Raw genomic sequence first — 19,276 nt, forward strand, 5'->3', positions numbered from 1 at the left:
AGCAAAACAATGGAACAAAATTATATTGCCCGGATGCGAGCTAAAGTTGGCCATGAAGGCATGATTTTCCCCTCAGCCTGGGGTGTTTTATGGAATAAAGACCGCGACGCCATTCTTTTGGAAAAGCGCGGCGACTCAAAGAAAGGCTACGGCTTTCCCGGCGGTTTCCTCGAATACGGCGAATCACCAATGCAAGCGGTCGTCCGTGAATTTAAAGAAGAAACGAATTTGGATGTCCGGGTCGTCCGCCTGCTTGGCGTTGCGACACATGTGACTGATTTGAATTCATGGGGTGATGCCCAAGAAACCTTGTCAATGGGCTTTGAAGTTGAACTCGTCGACCCAGACCAAGTGGCAGAACTCAAAGTAGACGGTGATGAAACCCTCGATGCCGGTTTCATTCCACTCAATCCACTGCCCGAGATGTTTGTACCAGCCGCCCAACAGACTTTGGACATGGTCATGCACGAAAATGAAGAGAGCAATCAGCCTTGGCTCCGCGAGTCACACAGCTAAACTAGTCATATTTTTGTCATTTTTAGCAAATCCTAGGCAAATTCAGGTTGATTTGTATAACATTTTTTAAATATTTACAATAATTTTAAAATATGTTATAATTTATTTGCTAAGAAAATGTAGTGCCTTAAGAATCCTTGTCTTAACTTCTACTTCTATTTATTAAGGCCCAACAGTCAAGTTCCCTAGTAATCAGACTAGTTCCTTATTTAATTTCTACTACGTTTCCCTGAAATGATTGTAAATTCTCACTTGACTGGGTATCCGATTAATTTAATGTTGACTACAATTTCCTAGCTTTCTTTGGACTGGTTTACCAGTCCTTTTTTAATGTTTAAAATTTCAACAGTAACCTGACAAAATTTAATAAGACTGTTAGACTGATATTAATGATTATTCACTTTTTAGTCAGCCTGCCCATATCCTTGTGGTCCGACTGCAATTTTTTTGAAAGTAGGTTTTTTTGTCATGATTACAATTTTTTATGGTTTTTTGATTGGTTGCTTTGTCACCATTATCGGTGGCGGCGGGGCGACCTTCTATTTGGGTGTTTTGACCTCAACCCTAGGGCTTTCAACAGCAGTCGCCGTACCGACTTCACTTTTAATTGCCGTGCCCGCCCTCTTTTCTGGTCTGGTCACCCAATGGCGGTTGAAAAACGTTGAAACCCGGTTAGGCAACCGGTTAATCTTAGCCGCCATCCCCGGCATCATCATCGGAACGGTAGTGGCACGCTTTATCCCGGGCCAAGTTTACAATATTGCAGTCGGCGTCATTTTGACCACAATGGGACTAATCGTCGTCATTAAAAACTTCCGCAATCGGAAAAACGTTGGCGAACCCGAGGTCAATGAGAAAAGCAAGGTCGCTCCAATCTTTGGTCTGATTTCTGGCTTGATGGTTGGCTTTGGTGGCTTGTCAGGTGGATCTGCCACCGTGGCCGGCCTGTCAATCCTGGGGGTCCCAGCCGTCAAAGCTGCTGGTACAACCACTTACGTCCTCTGGACTCTTGCCGTCGTTGGTCTTTTGACCCATTTGATTGGCGGCAGTCCAATTTCTTGGACTGCTGGTCTTTACCTGATGATCGGTGGCATTATCGGTTCTATCCTGACCCCATTGGTGATTAAGCTCTTTGATCCAAAGAAAATTAATAAATTCCTGTCACCATTTATTGGCTTTGTCATTATGTACTTTGGTATTCGCCTCTTCTTTTAATTCAAATTTTAACGAAACAAAAAGAAGGCAGCTTAATCGCTGCCTTCTTTTTAAATTGCTGCTTTAATGGTTGCAGCATATTCCTTTAATTTAGCGGGCGCTTGGCGACCATACTCAGCCACAATCTTGACACAGGCCGAGCCAATGATGACCCCGTCGGCTAACTGCGCCATATCATGGGCCTGACTGGCAGAATGCACGCCAAAGCCAATCGCCACCGGTACCGTTGTGACCGCCTTAATTTCCGCCGCAACGTCCGACAAATTTGCCGCAAATTGCTCACGTTCACCCGTCACACCAAGCGAAGAAACCAGGTAAATAAAGCCTTCCGCCGCTTCCGCAATCATCGGAATCCGCTGGGCCGAGGTCACGGTAATCAACGGAATCAAGTCAATTCCATGGGCCTTAGTAATTGGCGCTAGTTCATCCCGTTCTTCGTAAGGCAGGTCCGGAATAATCAAGCCATCCACACCAAATTTGGCACAGTCAGCCGCAAAGGCTTCATAGCCATACTGCAAAACAACGTTTAAATAAACCAAAAATACCAGGGGAACGTCCGTCTGTTCACGAATTTTGCCAACTGCCTCAAAAATCGTAGCAATCGGCAAATTCGGATCCCTCAGCGCCCGTAAGTCGGCTGCCTGAATCACCGGCCCATCAGCGACCGGATCCGAAAAGGGAATTCCAATTGCAACGATGTCCGCGCCGCCTTCGGCCAGGGCAACCACATTGGCGACCGTCGTCTCCAAATCCGGATCGTTGGCCGTGACAAAGGCGATAAAATTTTTCTGATCTTGGAAACTAGCTGCTAATCTACTCATTAATTTCTACCCCACGATACTTGGCAATCGCCGCAACATCCTTATCACCACGGCCAGAAAACGTGCAAACAATCACCTGGTCTTTTGGCAAAGTTGGTGCCAGTTTTTGCACATAGGCCACAGCGTGGCAACTTTCGATAGCGGCAATAATTCCTTCCTGCTTGGCAATGTATTCAAAGGCCGCCACCGCCTCATCATCGGTGATGCCGACATATTCGGCCCGCTTTTCCATCGCCAAAGCCGCATGTTCGGGTCCGATGCCGGGATAGTCCAAGCCAGCCGAAATGGAATAAACCGGATTAATTTGTCCAGCTTCATTTTGTAAGAAAAGCGACTTCATCCCGTGAAAGACCCCAAGACGACCCTTTTCAATGGTTGCGGCCGTCAAATTGGTATCAACACCCTTGCCGGCAGCCTCCACCCCGACCAAATGGACACTTGGTTCTGCCAAATAATGGGCAAAACTGCCAATGGCATTGGAGCCACCGCCGACACAGGCAACTACATAGTCCGGCAGTTGACCAATTTGGTCTTGCAGTTGGGCCTTCGATTCTTCGCTAATCACACTTTGAAAGTCCTTGACCATGGTTGGATAAGGATGTGGCCCAGTTGCCGAGCCCATCACATAAAAGGTATCGTCCGGCCGAGCCGCAAAATCTTGCAGGGCAGCATTAATAGCATCCTTTAGGACCATTGAGCCAGAAGTCACGGCATGAACTTTGGCACCCAGCAATTCCATCCGGTATACATTTAGACGTTGCCGGTCGGTATCTTCCTTTCCCATAAAGATTTCACATTCCATGCCGAAAAGAGCGGCAATCGTGGCCGTGGCAACCCCGTGCTGGCCGGCGCCTGTTTCAGCAATCAGCCTGGTCTTACCCATCTTCTTGGCCAAGAGGGCCTGCCCAATCACATTATTAATCTTGTGAGCGCCAGTGTGGTTGAGGTCTTCACGCTTAAAATAAATCTGAGCGCCACCAAGGTCTTTAGTCATGTTCTCGGCAAAGTATAACAAGGATGGCCGGTTGGCATAGTCCGCTAATAAAGTCCGAAAGTCCGCCTGAAAGTCTGCATCATCCTTGGCCTCTTCGTAGGCAGCAGCCATTCGATTGATTTCATTCATCAAAGTTTCTGGGAGGTACTGCCCTCCAAAGCCGGCAAACCGACCCGCTTTTGTCTCTGTTTCCATCTGTTACTCCTGATTCCGGTGAGCAATTGCCACCAATTCTTCTATTATTGCTAAATTTTTCTGACCAGCTAGTTCACTACCACTACTAATATCAACCGCATAAGGTGACAGGGTCTGAATCGCTTGGGCGAGGTTGGCTCGGTTGAGTCCCCCGCAACAAATAAATTTTCTTTTTTCAAAGCCGCAAACTGGTCCCAGGCTAAGGGTCGGCCTGACCCTTGGCCACTATCGATCAACCGGTAGGTCGCTGTACTTTTCGCTGACGAAAACTCGCCTTGCAAACCAACCTCAATCACTGGAAAAGCCGCCGCTTCAATTTGCGCAACAGTCGCTGAACTGCTTTAACCGTGCAGCTGAACTAGCTGAATAATTCCAGCCTGAGCAATCGCTAAAATTTCTTCGATTGGTGTGGCCACAAAGACCCCAACCAAGGGAATCGACGGATTGAGGGCCGCCCGAATCATCCTGGCCTGGTCCTGGTTAACCTGATGACGACCCGGGGCAAAGACAACTCCGGCATAATCGGGCTTCGCTTGAATGATAATGGCTGCATCCGCTGCCGTCATCAATCCGAAAATCTTAATCTTGGTCATGGCCCGTCCCCACAACAGTTGACTCTGCCAGAGCTTCTTGCACAAAGGCCCGGCGGTTCGTCGCCGTCATCAAGGCCTCACCAATTAAGACGCCATTCACGCCAATTTTCCTCAGTTTTCGAACATCAGTCGGGCTTTGCACCCCACTTTCGGCAATGAAGGCCACCGTCTCGGGCACCAATTGACGCAAATTTAAGCTATTCTCAAAAGAAACCGAAAAGTCCTTCAAATTGCGGTTGTTCACCCCAATCATTTGCGCCCCAACCCGTAATGCCTGCTGAATCTCACTCTCATCATAGGCCTCAACTAAGACTGCCAGTCCCAGTTGGTGGGCCAGCTGTAAGTACTCTTGTAGCTGAACTGGCGTCAAAATGGCAACAATCAACAAAATGATTTTGGCCCCGGCAACTTTGGCCTGGTAAATCATGTACTCATCGATAATAAAGTCCTTGCGCAAAACCGGTAAGTCCTGCTGCTTAGCGACATCCTCCAGGTAGGCAATGTCGCCCAAGAAGTAGTCCGATTCCGTCAAAACCGAAATTGCCGTCAGCCCAATTTGTTCGTATTCGGCCGCAATCGCCTGGTAGGGAAAGTCGGTCACAATTTGCCCCTTCGAGGGTGAGGCCTGCTTTAATTCGCCAATCAAATGCAGACCGGGCGCCAAAAATTCTTGATAAATTGCCTCTGCCTGACCGACCGGCAAGTCCTTGATGCGATCAACTAAAGCCGTTTGGGAAACTTGTTGTTTTTCTTTGGCCAGCCGTTTTTGCGTAGCCGCCACTAAGTCATCTAAAATCATAAGGCCAACTCCACTCCAGCAACCAAGTTATCCAAGAGCGCTTCAGCTTTGCCACTATCAATTGCCTCTTGAGCCAGTCGAACTCCCTCCTGTAGCGAAATCTGCTCATCAAGGACGTTGAGGCCCAGAGCGGCGTTCAAAACAACAATATCTCGCGGTGCTCCGGCTTCGCCCGCCAAAACTGCCTGGGTAATGGCGGCATTTTCCGCCGCAGTGCCACCAATAATTTCCGCTTTGTCCGCTTCTTGGAGGCCAAAGTCGGCCGGCCGAATCGTCTGATAGGTGATTTGATCACCACGAAGTTGAACAACCTTGGTTGGTGCGGCAATCGAGGCCTCATCCATACCATCGGTCCCGTAAATCACGTTGGCCGATTCAACCCCCAATTGGTGCAAAACTTGCGCCATTGGTTCCAACAGACTGGCATCGTAAACGCCGAGCACAACCTTCTTTGGCCCGGCCGGATTTGCAATTGGCCCAAGCAAATTAAAGATGGTCCGGATGCCGAGCGCCTTACGCACTGGGGCAACATATTTCATCGCTTGGTGATATTGCTGGGCAAAGAGGAAGGTAAAGTGGTACTTGGCCAACATTGCCTCGCTTTCGGCTACCGACTGGTTAATCGGAAAGCCCAAAGCTTCCAAGACATCTGCCGCCCCACTCTTCGAAGAAGCGGCCCGATTGCCGTGCTTCACCACGTCATAGCCAAGACTAGCAATCACCAGCGCCGCCGTTGACGAAATATTAAAGGAATTCGAATGGTCGCCACCGGTCCCAACAATGTCTAATGCCTGGGGCTGGCTGGGAAAGGCCACGGCTGCCGCACGCATTGCTCGGGCCGCCCCAGCGATTTCAGCGGCCGTTTCCCCCTTGCTGGAAAGAGCAGTCAAAAGGGCTGCAATCTGAATATCCTGGGCCTTCCCCGTCATAATTTCTTCAACGATCGTGCTGGCTTCCGCAGCAGATAGGTCCTGACCTTCGGTAACGTTCTTAATAGCTGTTTCAATCATGGTGTTTTTCCTCCGTGTAAGCTAAGAAATTTAGAAAAATTTGGTTGGCCGCTTGGCCTTCCGTCATAATCGATTCTGGGTGAAACTCTACTCCGTAAACATGGTTGGCCTCGTCGGCAACCGCTTGAACCGAACCATCATCAATTGCCCGAGCCGTCACCAACAAATTGGCCGGGATGGTCTGTGGGTCAAGCATCAACGAGTGGTAGCGTCCAACCGTAAAGGTGGCCGAACAGCCGGCAAATATCCCCGTCTGCTCACCCGCCCCCTGGCGCACCGGTGACGTCTTGCCGTGCATCAAAGGGGCATTAATCACCTTTGCCCCGTAAACCTGGCCAATCGCCTGATGGCCCAGGCAAACACCCAAAATTGGCACTTTGCCAATCGCTGCTGCTAAGACGGTATTCATGTTGCCAGCATCTTCTGGCCGCCCCGGTCCCGGTGACAAAATCAAGCCGGTCAAATTCGGATTGTTTAGGTCGGCAACGGTCACCTGGTCATTTTTGACCACTCGAATCGCCTGCTTGGTCCGGTTGCCGATTTCTTGGTAAAGGTTGTAGGTAAAACTGTCGTAATTATCAATCAACAAGAGCATCTGCCTTCTCTCCCTTCAACAAATTCATCATCAACCGACTTTTGTTTTCAAATTCCTGATATTCCTGCTTGGCTTGGCTATCCGCCACAATTCCGGCGCCCGAGTGCACCACCAGTTGATCGTTTTGCTGGTAGGCCAAACGAATCCCAATACATAGGTCCATATCACCATCAAAGCCAATCGTGCCAATCCCACCGCCGTAGATGCCGCGCTTGCGGTCCTCTAACTTGGCAATGATTTGCATAGCCGAAAGCTTTGGCGCCCCAGATAAAGTGCCGGCCGGCAGAGTGGCAGCCAGAACGTCAATTGGCGAAATCCCCTCCTCGGCCTGGCTTTCAATAGTCGAGCCCAAATGCATCACATTTGGAAAGCGTAAGAGCTGGCGGAGGGCAGTTACCCGGACTGTGCCAAAGGCACTAACCCGACCTAAGTCGTTGCGACCAAGGTCCACCAACATGTTGTGTTCCGCCTGTTCCTTGGGGCTGGTGACTAATTCCTGGGCAAAAAAATCATCTTCAGCCTGCGTTTTTCCCCGCCGCCGGGTCCCGGCTAGTGAATAGGAAAATAATTTTTGTCCCGTTTTTTTGATTAGGGTTTCGGGTGAGGCCCCGACCGCCTGGTAAGAACCATTTTGAAAGTAAAAGTGATAGGGACTGGGTGCCTCTTCTTTCAACCGCGAGGCAATGGCGGGAAGCACTTGTTGTGATTGCCCCTTTGCCAAATACGGATTCGACAATATTAATTGGAAGATGTCACCGGCATAGATGTGATTTTGCGCTACTTGAACTCGGTCGGTAAATTCTGCCAGAGAGAATTGCTTGGTAAACGTTGGCTGGGGCAACTGACTCACAGCTTTTTCGGCCAGCGGCGCTGTCATCTTGGCCACAATCTCGGCGGCCTGAGTAGCCAAAGCCGCCCTGGCCGCTGCAATTTCACCTTCATCGGCCACTAACTGGCTCAGTGATAACTCCTGCCGGTCGGCCGCATAATTAATCACCACGTCCGTTAAGAAAAGGTCGAAATCTGGTAAATCCAGTTCATCTTTGACGGCTGGCAGGTCAACATCCTTGGCATACCCCACAAATTCGTAACTAAAATAACCGATTAATCCAGCAACAAAGGCTAAGTTTTCTTGCTTTGAAATCTGATACCGGTCGACTAAGCGCCTTAGGTAATCTAAAGGGTTTTCCTCGATGATGGTTTGGTTCCCATCAGCCCCGGTGATGGTGATTTGACCATCACGACCCCAGATATTTTGCTTTGGCGACAGAATGACGGTTGTCACCTGCGATCGGGTAAAAACCATTTGCTGGTTGGCGCTGTCATTAAGCAGCCGGTCAGCATCAAAGTGGTCTAATGGGATGGTCACAATCACTGGCAGAAAGGGATGGGTCTGGCTTGATTGCTTTAGCTGTTCTTGATTCAATTTTTGGTCACCTCACGTTTCCTTGCATTTTTTGTGCAATTAAAAAATTCGCCCATAACAACGCAATTTCTGCTTTGTTAAGGACGAATTTCTCCGCGGTGCCACCTTAATTTGATTAGCAAAAGAGACTTGTCCACTAAAAAAGTCGACAAAGTTCTTTTCTAATCCCTCCTTAGCGAGATACTAACATATCCCCGGCAACTGACGTATGCCTCACGTTTCCCGTACTCAAGCAAAAGCTCTTTCAGACGAACCCTCCGTGGTCCATTTAACTGCCTGCGTTCCACCGCCTTCTCAGCATCGGCGACTCTCTTAGCGTGCACAACAATCTTGATCTCCACATCATTGGTTTTTATGGACGAATATTTAATTGACCTAAGCATAATCATCAAATGAAATTCTGTCAAGAAAAATGATAAAGTTTTTCATTTTTAGGATTCAATCGCAATCAATTTCAAGACAAATATCTTTAATAAATACCAATAACTTACATATAATGCGCCATTTAATCCAAAATTTATTTTAAACAAAAAATGATTTTTATTAAATTTAACTCATAAAGTTCTTGCGCAAATCCAATAATTGTGTTTTAATAAAAACAACTTAACGGAAAGGGATTCCAACGATGAAACAGCACTCAACACTTACGATGAATCGTTATTATGGCTTTTATTACTTTAGATAGCACGTCCGGATTTGGATGCGGACGTGCAAAAGCGTTCGCGTCTAGGTAATAAAGTCATCTTTGTGTTGGCCGACTAGATGTGAAAACACCTAGTCAGGTAAACCATGTTGATCATGATGGAATCTTTTCTTTCTCACTGAGACAACAGCCGACTAGGTTTTCCCTAGTCGGCTTTTTTATTTGTCAGAAAGGATTAAACTCATGACCAGAATTGATGGACACACCTACTTAATCGGCTTGATGGCTTACCCCATCCGCCACTCCATGTCACCAACCATGCACAACACCGCCTTTGAAGAACTTGGTTTAAATTACGCCTACCTCGCCTTTGATATCGACGGGGACCACTTAAAAGACGGCGTTCAAGCCATCCGCACCTTAGAAATGCGTGGGGCTAACATCTCGATGCCAAATAAGCAAAACATCATCCCCCACCTCGACAAGCTAGACATCTCAGCCAAAATGAACCAAGCGGTCAACACCGTTGTCAACGACAACGGCGTCCTCACTGGTTACACCACCGATGGTGTTGGCTTCGTCAACGACTTGAAGCGCAAGGGCCACGATGTCAGTGGTCAAAAGATGGTGGTGGTTGGTGCCGGTGGCGCCGGTACACCCATCGCCACTCAGTCGGCATTGGATGGTCTGAGCGAAATCAAAATTTTCAACCGACGCGACGACCGCTTTGCCAACGCTCAAAAAATTGTTGATTTGATTAACCAGGAAACGGATTGCCAAGCCAGTCTCCACGACTTAGCCGATGATGCCGCCTTCAAAGACGCCTTGGCCTGGGCCGACATTTACTGCGACGCTACCGGCGTTGGGATGAAGCCCCTTGAAGATCAAAGCTTGGTCAACGACCCCAGCTGGTTGAAACCGGATTTGGTCGTCTACGATACCGTCTACGCCCCCCGGCAAACCAAGTTAATGACAATTGCCAAGGACGCCGGCGTCAAAAATGTCTACAACGGCCTGGGCATGATGATTGAACAAGGAGCAGCCGCCTTCAAGCTCTGGACTGGCCAAGACATGCCAATCGCTGCCGTTGAGGCCGCCATTAACGAAAAGGATGGCCAAGCATGACCCCTCTCACCATCAAAGGTCTGACCCTCGGTCAAGGCCCAAGTAAAATTGCCGTCCCAATCACCGGAACAACTGCCAACGAGGTTGCCCGTCAGGGACAGGTTGCCAGGGCTAACCAGCCGGACCTAGTGGAATGGCGGCTTGATTTCTTGGAAGAAGAACTTTCAGCAGCAACCATTCAGGCCATCAGCCAGAATCTCAGCCAAGAATTAGCCGGCATCCCAATCATCGCCACTTTTCGAACCAAGGCCGAGGGTGGTCAACGGGCCATCAGCGATCGTGACTACGGTCAGCTACTCAAATTACTGGCCGATAGCCAAGTCGACCTAATTGATATCGAAGTCAACCGTGAGGCGGCGGTCGTTAAAGCAGCCATCAATACTTGCCAGGCCAAAGGCAAGGCCGTTATTGGCAGTTATCACAATTTTGCTGAAACACCAAGCGACCAAGCTTTGCACGAACAATTTGCCAAGATGGCCGACCTGAACGTCGACCTAGCTAAAATTGCCGTGATGCCAAAAACGGCAGCCGACGTCTTGCGCCTGATGGCAGCGAGCCAAAAAGCCAACACAGAGCTCGACCAACCCGTCGTCACCATGGCGATGGGCGGCCTTGGTCAGCTTAGCCGAATTAGCGGCCAACTCACTGGCTCAGCGATTAGCTTTGCTAGTCTCGATGCCCAATCGGCATCGGCCCCCGGCCAATTTACCGTGCAAGAATTAACCAATATCTTTCAAATTATCGGAGGAAATCACCATGAATCTCACTAGTGCCCGGTTAAAAACTGGCCTGTTCTTAAATTACCTTGTCCATGGTTTTGGGATGATTATTTTAACCCAAAACTTAATTCAATTAGCTCACAACTGGGGCAGCACCCTTACCGTTGCCTCCTTCATCCTTTCCGGAATTGGGATTGGCCGCTTGGTGGCCTACCTAATCATGGGCTTCATCTCGGACCAATTTGGCCGGAAGACCACTTTGTTAATCGGAATCAGCACTTACTTGATTTTCTTCGTTCTGACGCCGCTCAACACCTCCGTTCCACTGGCCTACGCCCTCTCAATCGTCGCCGGAATTGCGAACTCATCACTGGATTCCGCCACTTACCCACTCCTAGCTGAAATCAGCAAAAAAGGAACAGCCAACAGCGTTCTGCTGAAGGCCTTCATCTCGGTTGGTGAATTCATCTTGCCAATGATCGTCCTCTTCTTGTCAGATCACAACCTTTGGTTTGGCCTTTCCTTCATGGTGCCAGCCATCATCTTGTTACTGAACCTAGCAAATGTGGCAACCTTACCAATCAAGGACATCGCTAAGCAGGAAGCTGAAGAAGAGCAAATCCAAGGATTAACGATTAGTAAGGGAAAGAAGTTAGCACTCTCCTCTGGCCTCTTTATTTACGGCTACACTTCAATGGCCGTGATGATCTGGTTTACCCAGTGGGTGACCATTTTCGCCGGCAAGATTGGCTTTACAAAAACCGTTGCCCATCTCTTGCTTTCCCTTTACAGTATCGGTTCCATCACCGGCGTGATTGCCGTGGTTATTTTGCTCAGCCGCTTCAATGTTAAGAAAGAACTTTTCTTAGCTTTGAACGCGATCTCATTGATTGCCATTACCACGATTACTTTGAGCCAAAACCAACTCCTCTCAAGCATTGCCGCCTTTGTCTTTGGCTTAAGCGCTGCCGGTGGCCTGATGCAAATCGCCTTGAATACCCTTTTGGCTATCTTCCCTAAGCACAAGGGCATGTTGACTGGAACCTTCTTCATCTTTGGTTCCTTGGCTTCCTTCTCTGTACCGATTATTACCGGAATCTTGATTAAGACTAGTGGCGTCAACATCATGGCCGGCGATATCTTAGTTGCCTTGGTTGGCCTCTTGGTGGCCATCGTGATGTTTGTCACTCTACCAAAGGAAATCAACTCGTTAGAAGACGCCCGCCAGTCAATCAACCAAATTGACCGACAACTCATCCACCTCTTAGAAGAACGCTTTGCGGCCGTTGACGACGTTCACCGCTTCAAGCAGGTTGGCCAAATTGCCATCCAGGACCTTGACCGCGAACAACAAGTCTTGCAAAACGTTGCCAAAGAAACCCAAAACAAGGACTTGGTGGTTTACAACCAAAAGATTATCCAAACAATTATGGATAACTCCCGCCAATACCAAGCCTCATTGAAATAACCCATCTCGAACTAAAAAAAGAAATAAGGATAACAAATTATGCTGACATACTTAACTGCTGGTGAATCACATGGGCCAGAACTTTCAGGAATTTTAACGGGCATCCCCGCTGGTTTAACCCTGGACATCGATGAAATCAACGCTGCTTTAGCGGCCCGTCAGGGTGGTTATGGCCGCGGTAATCGGCAAAAAATTGAACATGACCAAGTCATCATCACCGGTGGTGTCCGCCACGGCAAGACCCTTGGGTCTCCAATTGCCCTGACGATTAAAAACCGAGACCACAAGCAATGGTCTGAAATCATGAATCCCACCTCACCAGAAACCCCGGAAAATACTCTGCGGAAGGTCAGCCGCCCACGTCCTGGCCACGCAGACTTGGTTGGGGGAATGAAGTACGGCCACCGCGACATGCGGAATGTCTTGGAACGGTCATCGGCCCGAGAAACCGCCATGCGGGTTGCAGTTGGGAACATCTGCAAACAGGTTTTGGCAGCCCTTGGCATTAAAATTGTCGGTTACGTCGAGTCCATTGGTGGGATTCACGCCGAAGGGAGTCAGCCAACCGACGTTGCTTTGATTGAAGCAGCCATCGCCAAAAACGACCTCCGCCTTACCGAAGATAATCAGGTTGTCGCCATTCATGATTTGATTGATGAAGCCAAGCGCAACGGTGATACCTTGGGTGGTGTCATCCGCGTCGTAGCCGAAAAAGTACCGGCCGGCCTTGGTTCTTACGTCAGCTGGGATACCAAATTAGATGCCAAATTAGCCGCAGCAGTCATGGGCGTTAATGCCATGAAGGGCGTTGAAATCGGCGACGGCTTTGAAAACGCCGAGCACCCCGGTAGCCAGGTAATGGACGAAATTGATTGGGCGGACGGCCAAGGCTTCTCCCGTAACTCCGACCACCTCGGTGGCTTTGAAGGCGGGATGACCAACGGCATGCCCGTCATCGTTAAGGCCGCTATGAAGCCCATTCCTACTTTGTACAAGCCACTGCAAAGTGCCGACATCAACAGCAAGGAAGTCAAAAAGGCCACGGTGGAGCGTTCCGACACCACCGCTATCGTGCCGGCTTCCATCGTGATTGAAAGCGTCGTCGCCATCGAATTGGCCAAGGCCATCACCGACACATTTGACGGCAGTAACATCGACCGGTTAAAGCGCCAGGTCGAGGACTACCGCGAAGAACTCAAGAACTTTTAAGGACAAGATTATGGCAGAAACGAGCACCGCCGGTTTGACCGGTACCATCACCATTCCCGGTGACAAAAGCATTTCCCACCGCAGCATTATCTTTGGGGCCATCAGCACCGGTACAACTACCGTTAAAAACTTTTTGCGGTCAGCCGACTGCCTCTCAACGATGCAGGCCTTTCGCGACTTGGGCGTGAACATCGATGACCAAGGCGACCAAGTGACCTTGCAAGGCGTTGGACTAACCGGCCTCAAGCAAGCTAGTGCCGCCCTGGATATGGGTAACTCTGGGACCTCTACTCGGCTAATCAGCGGCCTGCTCGCCGGTCAGCCATTCGAAAGTCGATTAGTTGGCGACGCCTCCCTTTCCAAGCGGCCAATGAGGCGGGTCAGCGACCCACTCAGCCAAATGGGGGCCAAAATTGATAGCGTCAACGGTCACTTACCAATGACGATTAATGGTGGCTCGCTAGCCGGTATCCGCTACGAACTACCGGTGGCCAGCGCCCAAGTCAAGAGCGCCATCATTTTAGCGGCGCTGCAAGCGAGCGGTCCAAGCACGATTATTGAACCGAGCCCATCGCGGGACCACACTGAACGGATGTTAACCGCCTTTAGCCCTAAGAGTATTGAAAAGCAGGGGCAGCAAATCGTCATTCATCCCGGTTATGATTTGCAGGGCCAGGCCATCACCGTGCCTGGCGACATCTCCTCAGCAGCCTTCTGGTTGGTGGCCGGGGCCATCGTCCCCAACTCCTCCATCACGGTGAAAAACGTCGGCATTAACCCCACGCGCACTGGAATTTTAACGGTTCTCGAGCAAATGGGCGCTAATTTGACCATCACCAACCGCCAGGACCAAGCCGAACCAAGTGCTGATATCACCGTCACCAGTTCGGACCTGCGCCCCTTTGAAATCGGCGCAGAAGCCATCCCCGCGCTGGTCGACGAGGTGCCCCTCTTAGCCCTCTTAGCCGCCCGGGCCAATGGGATAAGTAAGATTACCGGGGCCGAAGAACTCCGCTTTAAAGAGTCCGACCGACTTCAGGCCATCAGCCAAGAGTTTACCAAATTGGGCATCACCATTGAGGAGCTACCCGATGGCTTAGTGATCGATGGTCGGCCTAGCTGGCATGTTGCCAATCCAAACTTAGACAGCTACCAGGACCACCGGATTGCCATGACACTCAAAATTGCCTCTTTACTGGTTGATGAACCCGTCACCATCAAAGACTTCGACAGTGTCCGCATTTCTTACCCAACTTTCCTCACTGATTTAGCACAACTAAGGAGCTGATATTTTGAAATCTGTCTTTATCAACGGGTTAGGCCTGATTGGTGCCACCATGGCCAAAATCATCAAAGCGTCTAATCCGGATACAATTATTACTGCCCACGATACCAATCCAAACAACATCGACTATATGGTTCAGGAAGGAATTGTCGACCACGGGGTCGATTTTGCCACCGGGGCCAAACAGGCTGATTTAATCTTGTTGGCGACGCCGGTCTCCATCATTTGCCAAAGTCTGGCCGATCTGACCGAACTAAAGCTCAAAGACGGTGTTTTGGTTACCGATGTCGGCAGTAGCAAGCAACCCATCATGGCAGCAGCCCACCACCTCATGGACCAGGGCGTTCACTTCCTGGGTGGCCATCCGATGGCCGGCTCTCATTTGACAGGGAGCCAGCACAGCGACGTTAGCCGATTTATCAACCACAGCTTTTTCTTGGTAAACGGTAACGCCAGCGACTCGGAAATCACTGCTTACAAAGACTTGTTAAAAACAGGACAACTTTCATTTTCCGCTTTGACTGCGGCCCAGCACGATCAGCTAGTCAGCGCCACCAGTCACCTACCACACCTGGCAGCCTTTGCCTTAGCCAACACCATCATCCCCGAGGTTGACGCGATGCCGATTAACCCCGGTATCCCGTCTGGTGGACTCTTAGACACCACCCGGGTGGCCAAGGCCGACCCAACGATGTGGACGGCCATCTTCACCAGCGAGAGTGAAGAATTATTAGAACAACTCGACCACTTTGAAAAGCAATTAAATATTCTCAAAGAGGCGATTCAAAAACAGGACGGGCAAACTTTGCAGACCGAACTAAAGGCCGCTAACCAAGCCCGTCTCAAATTGGAGGAATTCAAATGAAAATCACCTTAATCGGCTTCATGGGTTCCGGCAAAACCACGGTCGCCAAGGAGCTTAGTCAGGCCCTGAGCCTGCCTCAAGTCGACCTCGATCAGTTAATTGAGGACCGAGCCGGCTTATCGATTCCGGCCTACTTTCAACAATTTGGCGAAGAGCGTTTCCGCCTACTCGAACAAGAATTGTTGGTGGAAGCTTTGACTGGGGATGGCATTCTGTCAACCGGTGGCGGGACCCCAGTTCAAGCCGCCAACCAGGCCATTTTTCAAAGCCATACCCAACCGATTATCTTTTTAGATGCAAGTAATGCCACTATCCAAGACCGTCTGACCGCTGACGGTTTGGCTGGTCGGCCCCTCTTTGAAAAGCTCGGCCTGGAAGGAATTATTAACCTAAAGCATAACCGCCAGGCCTGCTATGAAAGCCTGGCAAGCGACGTGATTACCGTCGATGGCAAAACACCCCAGGAAATTGCTCAAGAGATTATCAACAAAATTAACGCAACTGTATAGGAGAACAGCAAATGGCAGTGATTCATACCCTCGGCCCCAAAGCAACCGATAGTTATCGGGCCGCCAAGCAAATGCAAGATGAGGACCCTGCGTATCAGGGCCAAGCAATTATCCTTCATGATAACTTCGAGGAAGTTTACCAACATTTGGCCGACTTCCGCGGTGACTTCTTTCTAGTCCCAACCGCCTACCAAACGGGGGATGGCGCATCCTGGACGCGAAACAATTACCGCTACCTCGATCAGTTAACCATCGCCAAGGTCTTTCACGCTAAGACCCTGCCAATGCTTTTGACCGAAAATACGAGCTTGGCTGATCACACTGCCATCACGCACGCTGCCACCATTGAATTGCTCCACCAGTTTATGAATCACAGCAATCAGGAACTAACGATTGACTATGCCCCTTCCAAGCCCTTGGTTCAAGCCGCCTTTGAAAGTGGGCAATATCAGTACGCCATTTTCAGCAAACAAGACTTTCAACCAACGGATACGCTCAAAATCATCCGTGAATACCACCCCGAGATGGTTTGGTGCCTCTATCAAATCAAATAAAAAGACCAACCCACAGGTTGGCCTTTTTTAGTGTTTGCGGTGGCGGTAAAAGGAATAAATTTCCCAGCCAAATAAGAAAATGATAAAGAGAAAGAGCATTGTCCAAGTCCCTGTCACCACGTTTGAAATCGATTGAGAATCCATTTCTGTTTCAATCCGGATACCTAGGGCAGTCAAAGTCGTGCCGCTTTTACTGACATTAAAGATTGCCACAAAAAAGTCGACGGCCAACAGCCCCAAAAAGGCTAAACTACCGGACAATAAATAACGTAAAAATTGATTCATACTGATACCTCGCAATTTTCTTTTGAGTGTTTGTTCAGCATTATTATAAGAAAAATACCGCGGCCAAATTATGATGATTCATCATAATTTGACTACGGTAAATGTTGTAAAATAAAGGTTTATTGACCCTGGCGGTCACGAACTAGCTGGAAGAAATCCAAGAACAGTTGCTCTTGTTCAGCATGGTCCTGCCAGAAAGCTTCCGGATGCCACTGAACCCCAATAATCGACTGGTCTTCATTTTCGATTCCTTCGATGACATCATCATTGGCACGAGCCGTCACATGGAAACCGGGTGCGACTACTTTGACCGCTTGGTGATGCTTGGAATTCACGAAGGGATGAGTTCCCTGCGATTGAGCCATAAAGCTGTTTTCTTCAACGTTAATATAGTGGGTCGGGAAGGCGGCATCCGGCACCTGTTCATGACGGATAGCTGCTCCATCCAGTTGACTATTCAAGTCCTGGTAAAGCGTCCCACCAAAGGCGACGTTAATAATTTGCACGCCACGGCAAATGCCCAATACGGGCTTTTTTTGTTGGACACTCTCACGGAGCAACGCCAATTCAAATTCATCTCGGGGCAAATAAGTCATTCCAATCCGTTGATGAAGGTCTTCGCCGTAGAGGGCTGGTGAGACGTCAGGGCCGCCGGGAATAATGATGGCATCCACCATTCCCACTAACTCCGCCGCCATTTCCGGCTTGGCAATGGGCAAAATCACTGGCGTGATATCATTTTTCACCAAAACATCAACTAGACTTTTACGGACATAGGGGGCCAACCGTAACCGCGGTGCAGTTGTTGGCTGCATGTTTGCATCAGCAGTAATACCAATTCTCATCATTGTCTCCTTTTCCCTTGTAGAATAAGTAATTTGATTATAGACCACTTCAATCAAAAAGGAAAATAAAAAAGCCTAACAAATTGCTAAGCTTTGTCAAAATTTTATTTTAATCGGCCCAATAAGTAGCGACAATTGAACCGGATGCGTTCACGCAAGTTTGAATTCCAATAGCATGTTGTGAGGCCATTGACACCACAGTATCGTATGAATTTACTCGATCCATATTTGGTAAAATTTGCGTCACGTGCAAAGTCCGACCGTTCACAACAACTTCAGAACCAATGTGCAATGACTTGACAGCATCCCCAGCCTGGCTTTGTGCTTCGGCAAGGTAGTAGTTTGAAATTTGACTCCATTGGAAGATATAAGGCGTCCAAGAAGGCGTCTTTTGACCATCAACACCAGAGAAAGTTCTGATATCAAAGTGCTGCCCGTTGAAATTCATCCCGTCAGTCCGGGTCTAAACAGCTGGTGTTGCAGTGGCTACCGGTGTTACGGTAGCGGTTTGTTGCGTTGAAGCAGTTGCTACTGGCGTCGCTGATGATTGTGCGGCTGACGCTTGTTGGTCTTGATTAGCCGTTGCTGCAGCTGTATCTTGACTAGCCTTTGCTTGCTTCTTTTTGTCGGCTACGACTTCAGCAGCCTTACGAGCCAGTCGATCACTTGACTTAGTATTTAAATGTTGGTCGGCTAGGGCGTATGTATTGAAGCCAGTTAACACCATTGCAGTTGCTAAGACTTCGAATGACATTCGAACCGTACGGGATTTAGAAAAATTTCGCATCGGGAGGGGTTCCTTTCTAGGTAAAACATACCCAAATTTTTTTGGATAAATTTCAGGCAGTTACAAGATTATTCTAGCATTAAAATCTAGTCTAGAAGGCCGATGTCGTTGAACGGTAAGTAAGATGCAAAAATGTTTTCTTTCTGTATATTTTTGTTACACTCTCGTATTACAAAACTTTCTTTTTTGTATAAAAAAAGCCTATATGAGTACTTTTATTTTTTTAATTAAGAATTTTTCTAAACTTTGTATTAGATTTAATATAAAATAAATAAAAAAGTTGCACGCGTAATCATCGGATTTAAATTAGAATAATTCGGTTTGGTTGACTAATTTTCAGCTTAATGTTCGCCCAAATAACCACGATGTATCTCCTGAACAATCACATTAACAGAATTAAAATATTATTTTCCATCAAAAAAATCAACGCCCGAATGATTCTTGTAGCGTTGTTTTTCTTACTGAATTTTATTTAATTTTCATTCTAAATTATCCGTAATATGGCCCTTTTATAGTGATCGTTAACAGAAAAAACCATTAATCTGACATACATGTAAAGCCTAGATATGGACCGTATTAAAAATATTCATGGAAGAAACCCCATTAATCTGACATGCATCTAAAGCCTTGACCTTATCATTCATTGAATCAAGTTTTGGAAGAAACCTCATTAATCTGACATACATCTAAAGCCATTTGCTGTAATCATAATCGGTAGCATTGGGAAGAAACCCCATTAATCTGACATACATCTAAAGCAGTCTGTCTTCCATATTTCGACGTTAATTTGGAAGAAACCCCATTAATCTGACATACAT

General features: G+C 48.4%; 22 protein-coding genes. 10 read left to right on the forward strand and 12 right to left on the reverse strand.

Annotated elements, in window-relative coordinates; genetic code table 11:
- Nucleotides 1-9: 9 nt before the first annotated feature.
- Both BLW39_RS01875 and BLW39_RS01880 read left to right on the forward strand, forming a co-directional pair.
- Complete coding sequence (locus BLW39_RS01875; protein ID WP_059376447.1) at nucleotides 10-516, forward strand: NUDIX domain-containing protein; 507 nt, start codon at nucleotides 10-12, stop codon at nucleotides 514-516.
- Between the two features lie 468 nt (nucleotides 517-984).
- Nucleotides 985-1,731 (forward strand): sulfite exporter TauE/SafE family protein, encoded by a 747-nt coding sequence (locus BLW39_RS01880; protein ID WP_059376450.1) that lies wholly within the window; start codon nucleotides 985-987, stop codon nucleotides 1,729-1,731.
- Nucleotides 1,732-1,781: 50 nt separating this feature from the next.
- On the opposite strand, the gene trpA is transcribed toward BLW39_RS01880, so the two are convergent.
- The 8 genes from trpA to BLW39_RS01915 all read right to left on the reverse strand — a co-directional run bounded on the left by trpA (nucleotide 1,782) and on the right by BLW39_RS01915 (nucleotide 8,164).
- Nucleotides 1,782-2,552 (reverse strand): tryptophan synthase subunit alpha, encoded by a 771-nt coding sequence (gene trpA, locus BLW39_RS01885; RefSeq protein ID WP_059376453.1) that lies wholly within the window; start codon nucleotides 2,550-2,552, stop codon nucleotides 1,782-1,784.
- A complete protein-coding gene (gene trpB, locus BLW39_RS01890; protein WP_059376455.1) occupies nucleotides 2,545-3,741 on the reverse strand; it encodes a tryptophan synthase subunit beta in 1,197 nt (398 codons plus the stop codon). Before trpB ends, trpA begins: the two co-directional genes overlap by 8 nt.
- A 3-nt stretch (nucleotides 3,742-3,744) precedes the next feature.
- The gene (gene trpF, locus BLW39_RS07175; protein ID WP_082138811.1) at nucleotides 3,745-3,939 is read right to left on the reverse strand and encodes a phosphoribosylanthranilate isomerase; all 195 of its coding nucleotides are present in this window, start codon (nucleotides 3,937-3,939) and stop codon (nucleotides 3,745-3,747) included.
- A gap of 143 nt (nucleotides 3,940-4,082) precedes the next feature.
- A complete protein-coding gene (gene trpF / locus BLW39_RS06960) occupies nucleotides 4,083-4,334 on the reverse strand; it encodes a phosphoribosylanthranilate isomerase (RefSeq protein WP_082138809.1) in 252 nt (83 codons plus the stop codon).
- Complete coding sequence (gene trpC, locus BLW39_RS01900) at nucleotides 4,321-5,133, reverse strand: indole-3-glycerol phosphate synthase TrpC (protein ID WP_059376458.1); 813 nt, start codon at nucleotides 5,131-5,133, stop codon at nucleotides 4,321-4,323. The genes trpF (BLW39_RS06960) and trpC overlap by 14 nt, the downstream gene beginning before the upstream one ends.
- Complete coding sequence (trpD, locus tag BLW39_RS01905) at nucleotides 5,130-6,143, reverse strand: anthranilate phosphoribosyltransferase (RefSeq protein ID WP_074717682.1); 1,014 nt, start codon at nucleotides 6,141-6,143, stop codon at nucleotides 5,130-5,132. Before trpD ends, trpC begins: the two co-directional genes overlap by 4 nt.
- The gene (locus BLW39_RS01910) at nucleotides 6,136-6,738 is read right to left on the reverse strand and encodes an anthranilate synthase component II (protein WP_059376466.1); all 603 of its coding nucleotides are present in this window, start codon (nucleotides 6,736-6,738) and stop codon (nucleotides 6,136-6,138) included. The genes trpD and BLW39_RS01910 overlap by 8 nt, the downstream gene beginning before the upstream one ends.
- Nucleotides 6,722-8,164 (reverse strand): anthranilate synthase component I family protein, encoded by a 1,443-nt coding sequence (locus BLW39_RS01915; protein WP_059376469.1) that lies wholly within the window; start codon nucleotides 8,162-8,164, stop codon nucleotides 6,722-6,724. Before BLW39_RS01915 ends, BLW39_RS01910 begins: the two co-directional genes overlap by 17 nt.
- Before the next feature lie 886 nt (nucleotides 8,165-9,050).
- On the opposite strand from BLW39_RS01915, the gene BLW39_RS01925 reads away from it, so the two are divergent.
- From BLW39_RS01925 to BLW39_RS01960, 8 genes are read left to right on the forward strand one after another with little or no spacing between them, the layout of a single operon-like run.
- Nucleotides 9,051-9,932, forward strand: a complete 882-nt coding sequence (locus BLW39_RS01925) for a shikimate dehydrogenase (protein WP_059376477.1) — start codon at nucleotides 9,051-9,053, stop codon at nucleotides 9,930-9,932.
- Nucleotides 9,929-10,702: a type I 3-dehydroquinate dehydratase gene (gene aroD / locus BLW39_RS01930; RefSeq protein ID WP_059376480.1), complete on the forward strand. Its 774-nt coding sequence runs from the start codon at nucleotides 9,929-9,931 to the stop codon at nucleotides 10,700-10,702. The genes BLW39_RS01925 and aroD overlap by 4 nt, the downstream gene beginning before the upstream one ends.
- Nucleotides 10,689-12,119 carry an MFS transporter gene (locus tag BLW39_RS01935; RefSeq protein WP_059376488.1) on the forward strand — a complete coding sequence of 477 codons (1,431 nt, stop codon included), beginning with the start codon at nucleotides 10,689-10,691 and terminating at the stop codon, nucleotides 12,117-12,119. Before aroD ends, BLW39_RS01935 begins: the two co-directional genes overlap by 14 nt.
- Before the next feature lie 39 nt (nucleotides 12,120-12,158).
- Nucleotides 12,159-13,328, forward strand: coding sequence for a chorismate synthase (gene aroC, locus BLW39_RS01940; protein ID WP_059376490.1), 1,170 nt, complete (start codon nucleotides 12,159-12,161; stop codon nucleotides 13,326-13,328).
- A 10-nt stretch (nucleotides 13,329-13,338) separates the two neighbouring features.
- Nucleotides 13,339-14,616, forward strand: a complete 1,278-nt coding sequence (gene aroA / locus BLW39_RS01945) for a 3-phosphoshikimate 1-carboxyvinyltransferase (RefSeq protein WP_074717688.1) — start codon at nucleotides 13,339-13,341, stop codon at nucleotides 14,614-14,616.
- A gap of 4 nt (nucleotides 14,617-14,620) precedes the next feature.
- Nucleotides 14,621-15,478 carry a prephenate dehydrogenase gene (locus tag BLW39_RS01950; protein ID WP_059376493.1) on the forward strand — a complete coding sequence of 286 codons (858 nt, stop codon included), beginning with the start codon at nucleotides 14,621-14,623 and terminating at the stop codon, nucleotides 15,476-15,478.
- Nucleotides 15,475-15,987: a shikimate kinase gene (locus tag BLW39_RS01955; RefSeq protein ID WP_059376494.1), complete on the forward strand. Its 513-nt coding sequence runs from the start codon at nucleotides 15,475-15,477 to the stop codon at nucleotides 15,985-15,987. The genes BLW39_RS01950 and BLW39_RS01955 overlap by 4 nt, the downstream gene beginning before the upstream one ends.
- Before the next feature lie 11 nt (nucleotides 15,988-15,998).
- Nucleotides 15,999-16,541 (forward strand): hypothetical protein, encoded by a 543-nt coding sequence (locus BLW39_RS01960; protein ID WP_059376497.1) that lies wholly within the window; start codon nucleotides 15,999-16,001, stop codon nucleotides 16,539-16,541.
- Nucleotides 16,542-16,568: 27 nt separating this feature from the next.
- Here BLW39_RS01960 and BLW39_RS01965 read toward each other — a convergent pair whose 3' ends face one another.
- The 4 genes from BLW39_RS01965 to BLW39_RS01980 form a co-directional block, all read right to left on the reverse strand.
- Entirely contained in the window at nucleotides 16,569-16,826 is a 258-nt protein-coding gene (locus tag BLW39_RS01965; RefSeq protein WP_059376500.1) for a hypothetical protein, read from the reverse strand.
- A gap of 119 nt (nucleotides 16,827-16,945) precedes the next feature.
- On the reverse strand, nucleotides 16,946-17,671 hold the full coding sequence (locus BLW39_RS01970) for a gamma-glutamyl-gamma-aminobutyrate hydrolase family protein (RefSeq protein WP_059376503.1): 726 nt from the start codon (nucleotides 17,669-17,671) through the stop codon (nucleotides 16,946-16,948).
- A 109-nt stretch (nucleotides 17,672-17,780) separates the two neighbouring features.
- On the reverse strand, nucleotides 17,781-18,119 hold the full coding sequence (locus BLW39_RS01975) for a hypothetical protein (RefSeq protein ID WP_059376504.1): 339 nt from the start codon (nucleotides 18,117-18,119) through the stop codon (nucleotides 17,781-17,783).
- A 15-nt stretch (nucleotides 18,120-18,134) separates the two neighbouring features.
- Nucleotides 18,135-18,458: a hypothetical protein gene (locus BLW39_RS01980; protein WP_059376512.1), complete on the reverse strand. Its 324-nt coding sequence runs from the start codon at nucleotides 18,456-18,458 to the stop codon at nucleotides 18,135-18,137.
- Nucleotides 18,459-19,276 lie beyond the last annotated feature (818 nt).

Origin of the sequence: Fructobacillus pseudoficulneus (assembly GCF_900108455.1) — a bacterium.
Taxonomy (GTDB): Bacteria; Bacillota; Bacilli; order Lactobacillales; family Lactobacillaceae; genus Fructobacillus; species Fructobacillus pseudoficulneus.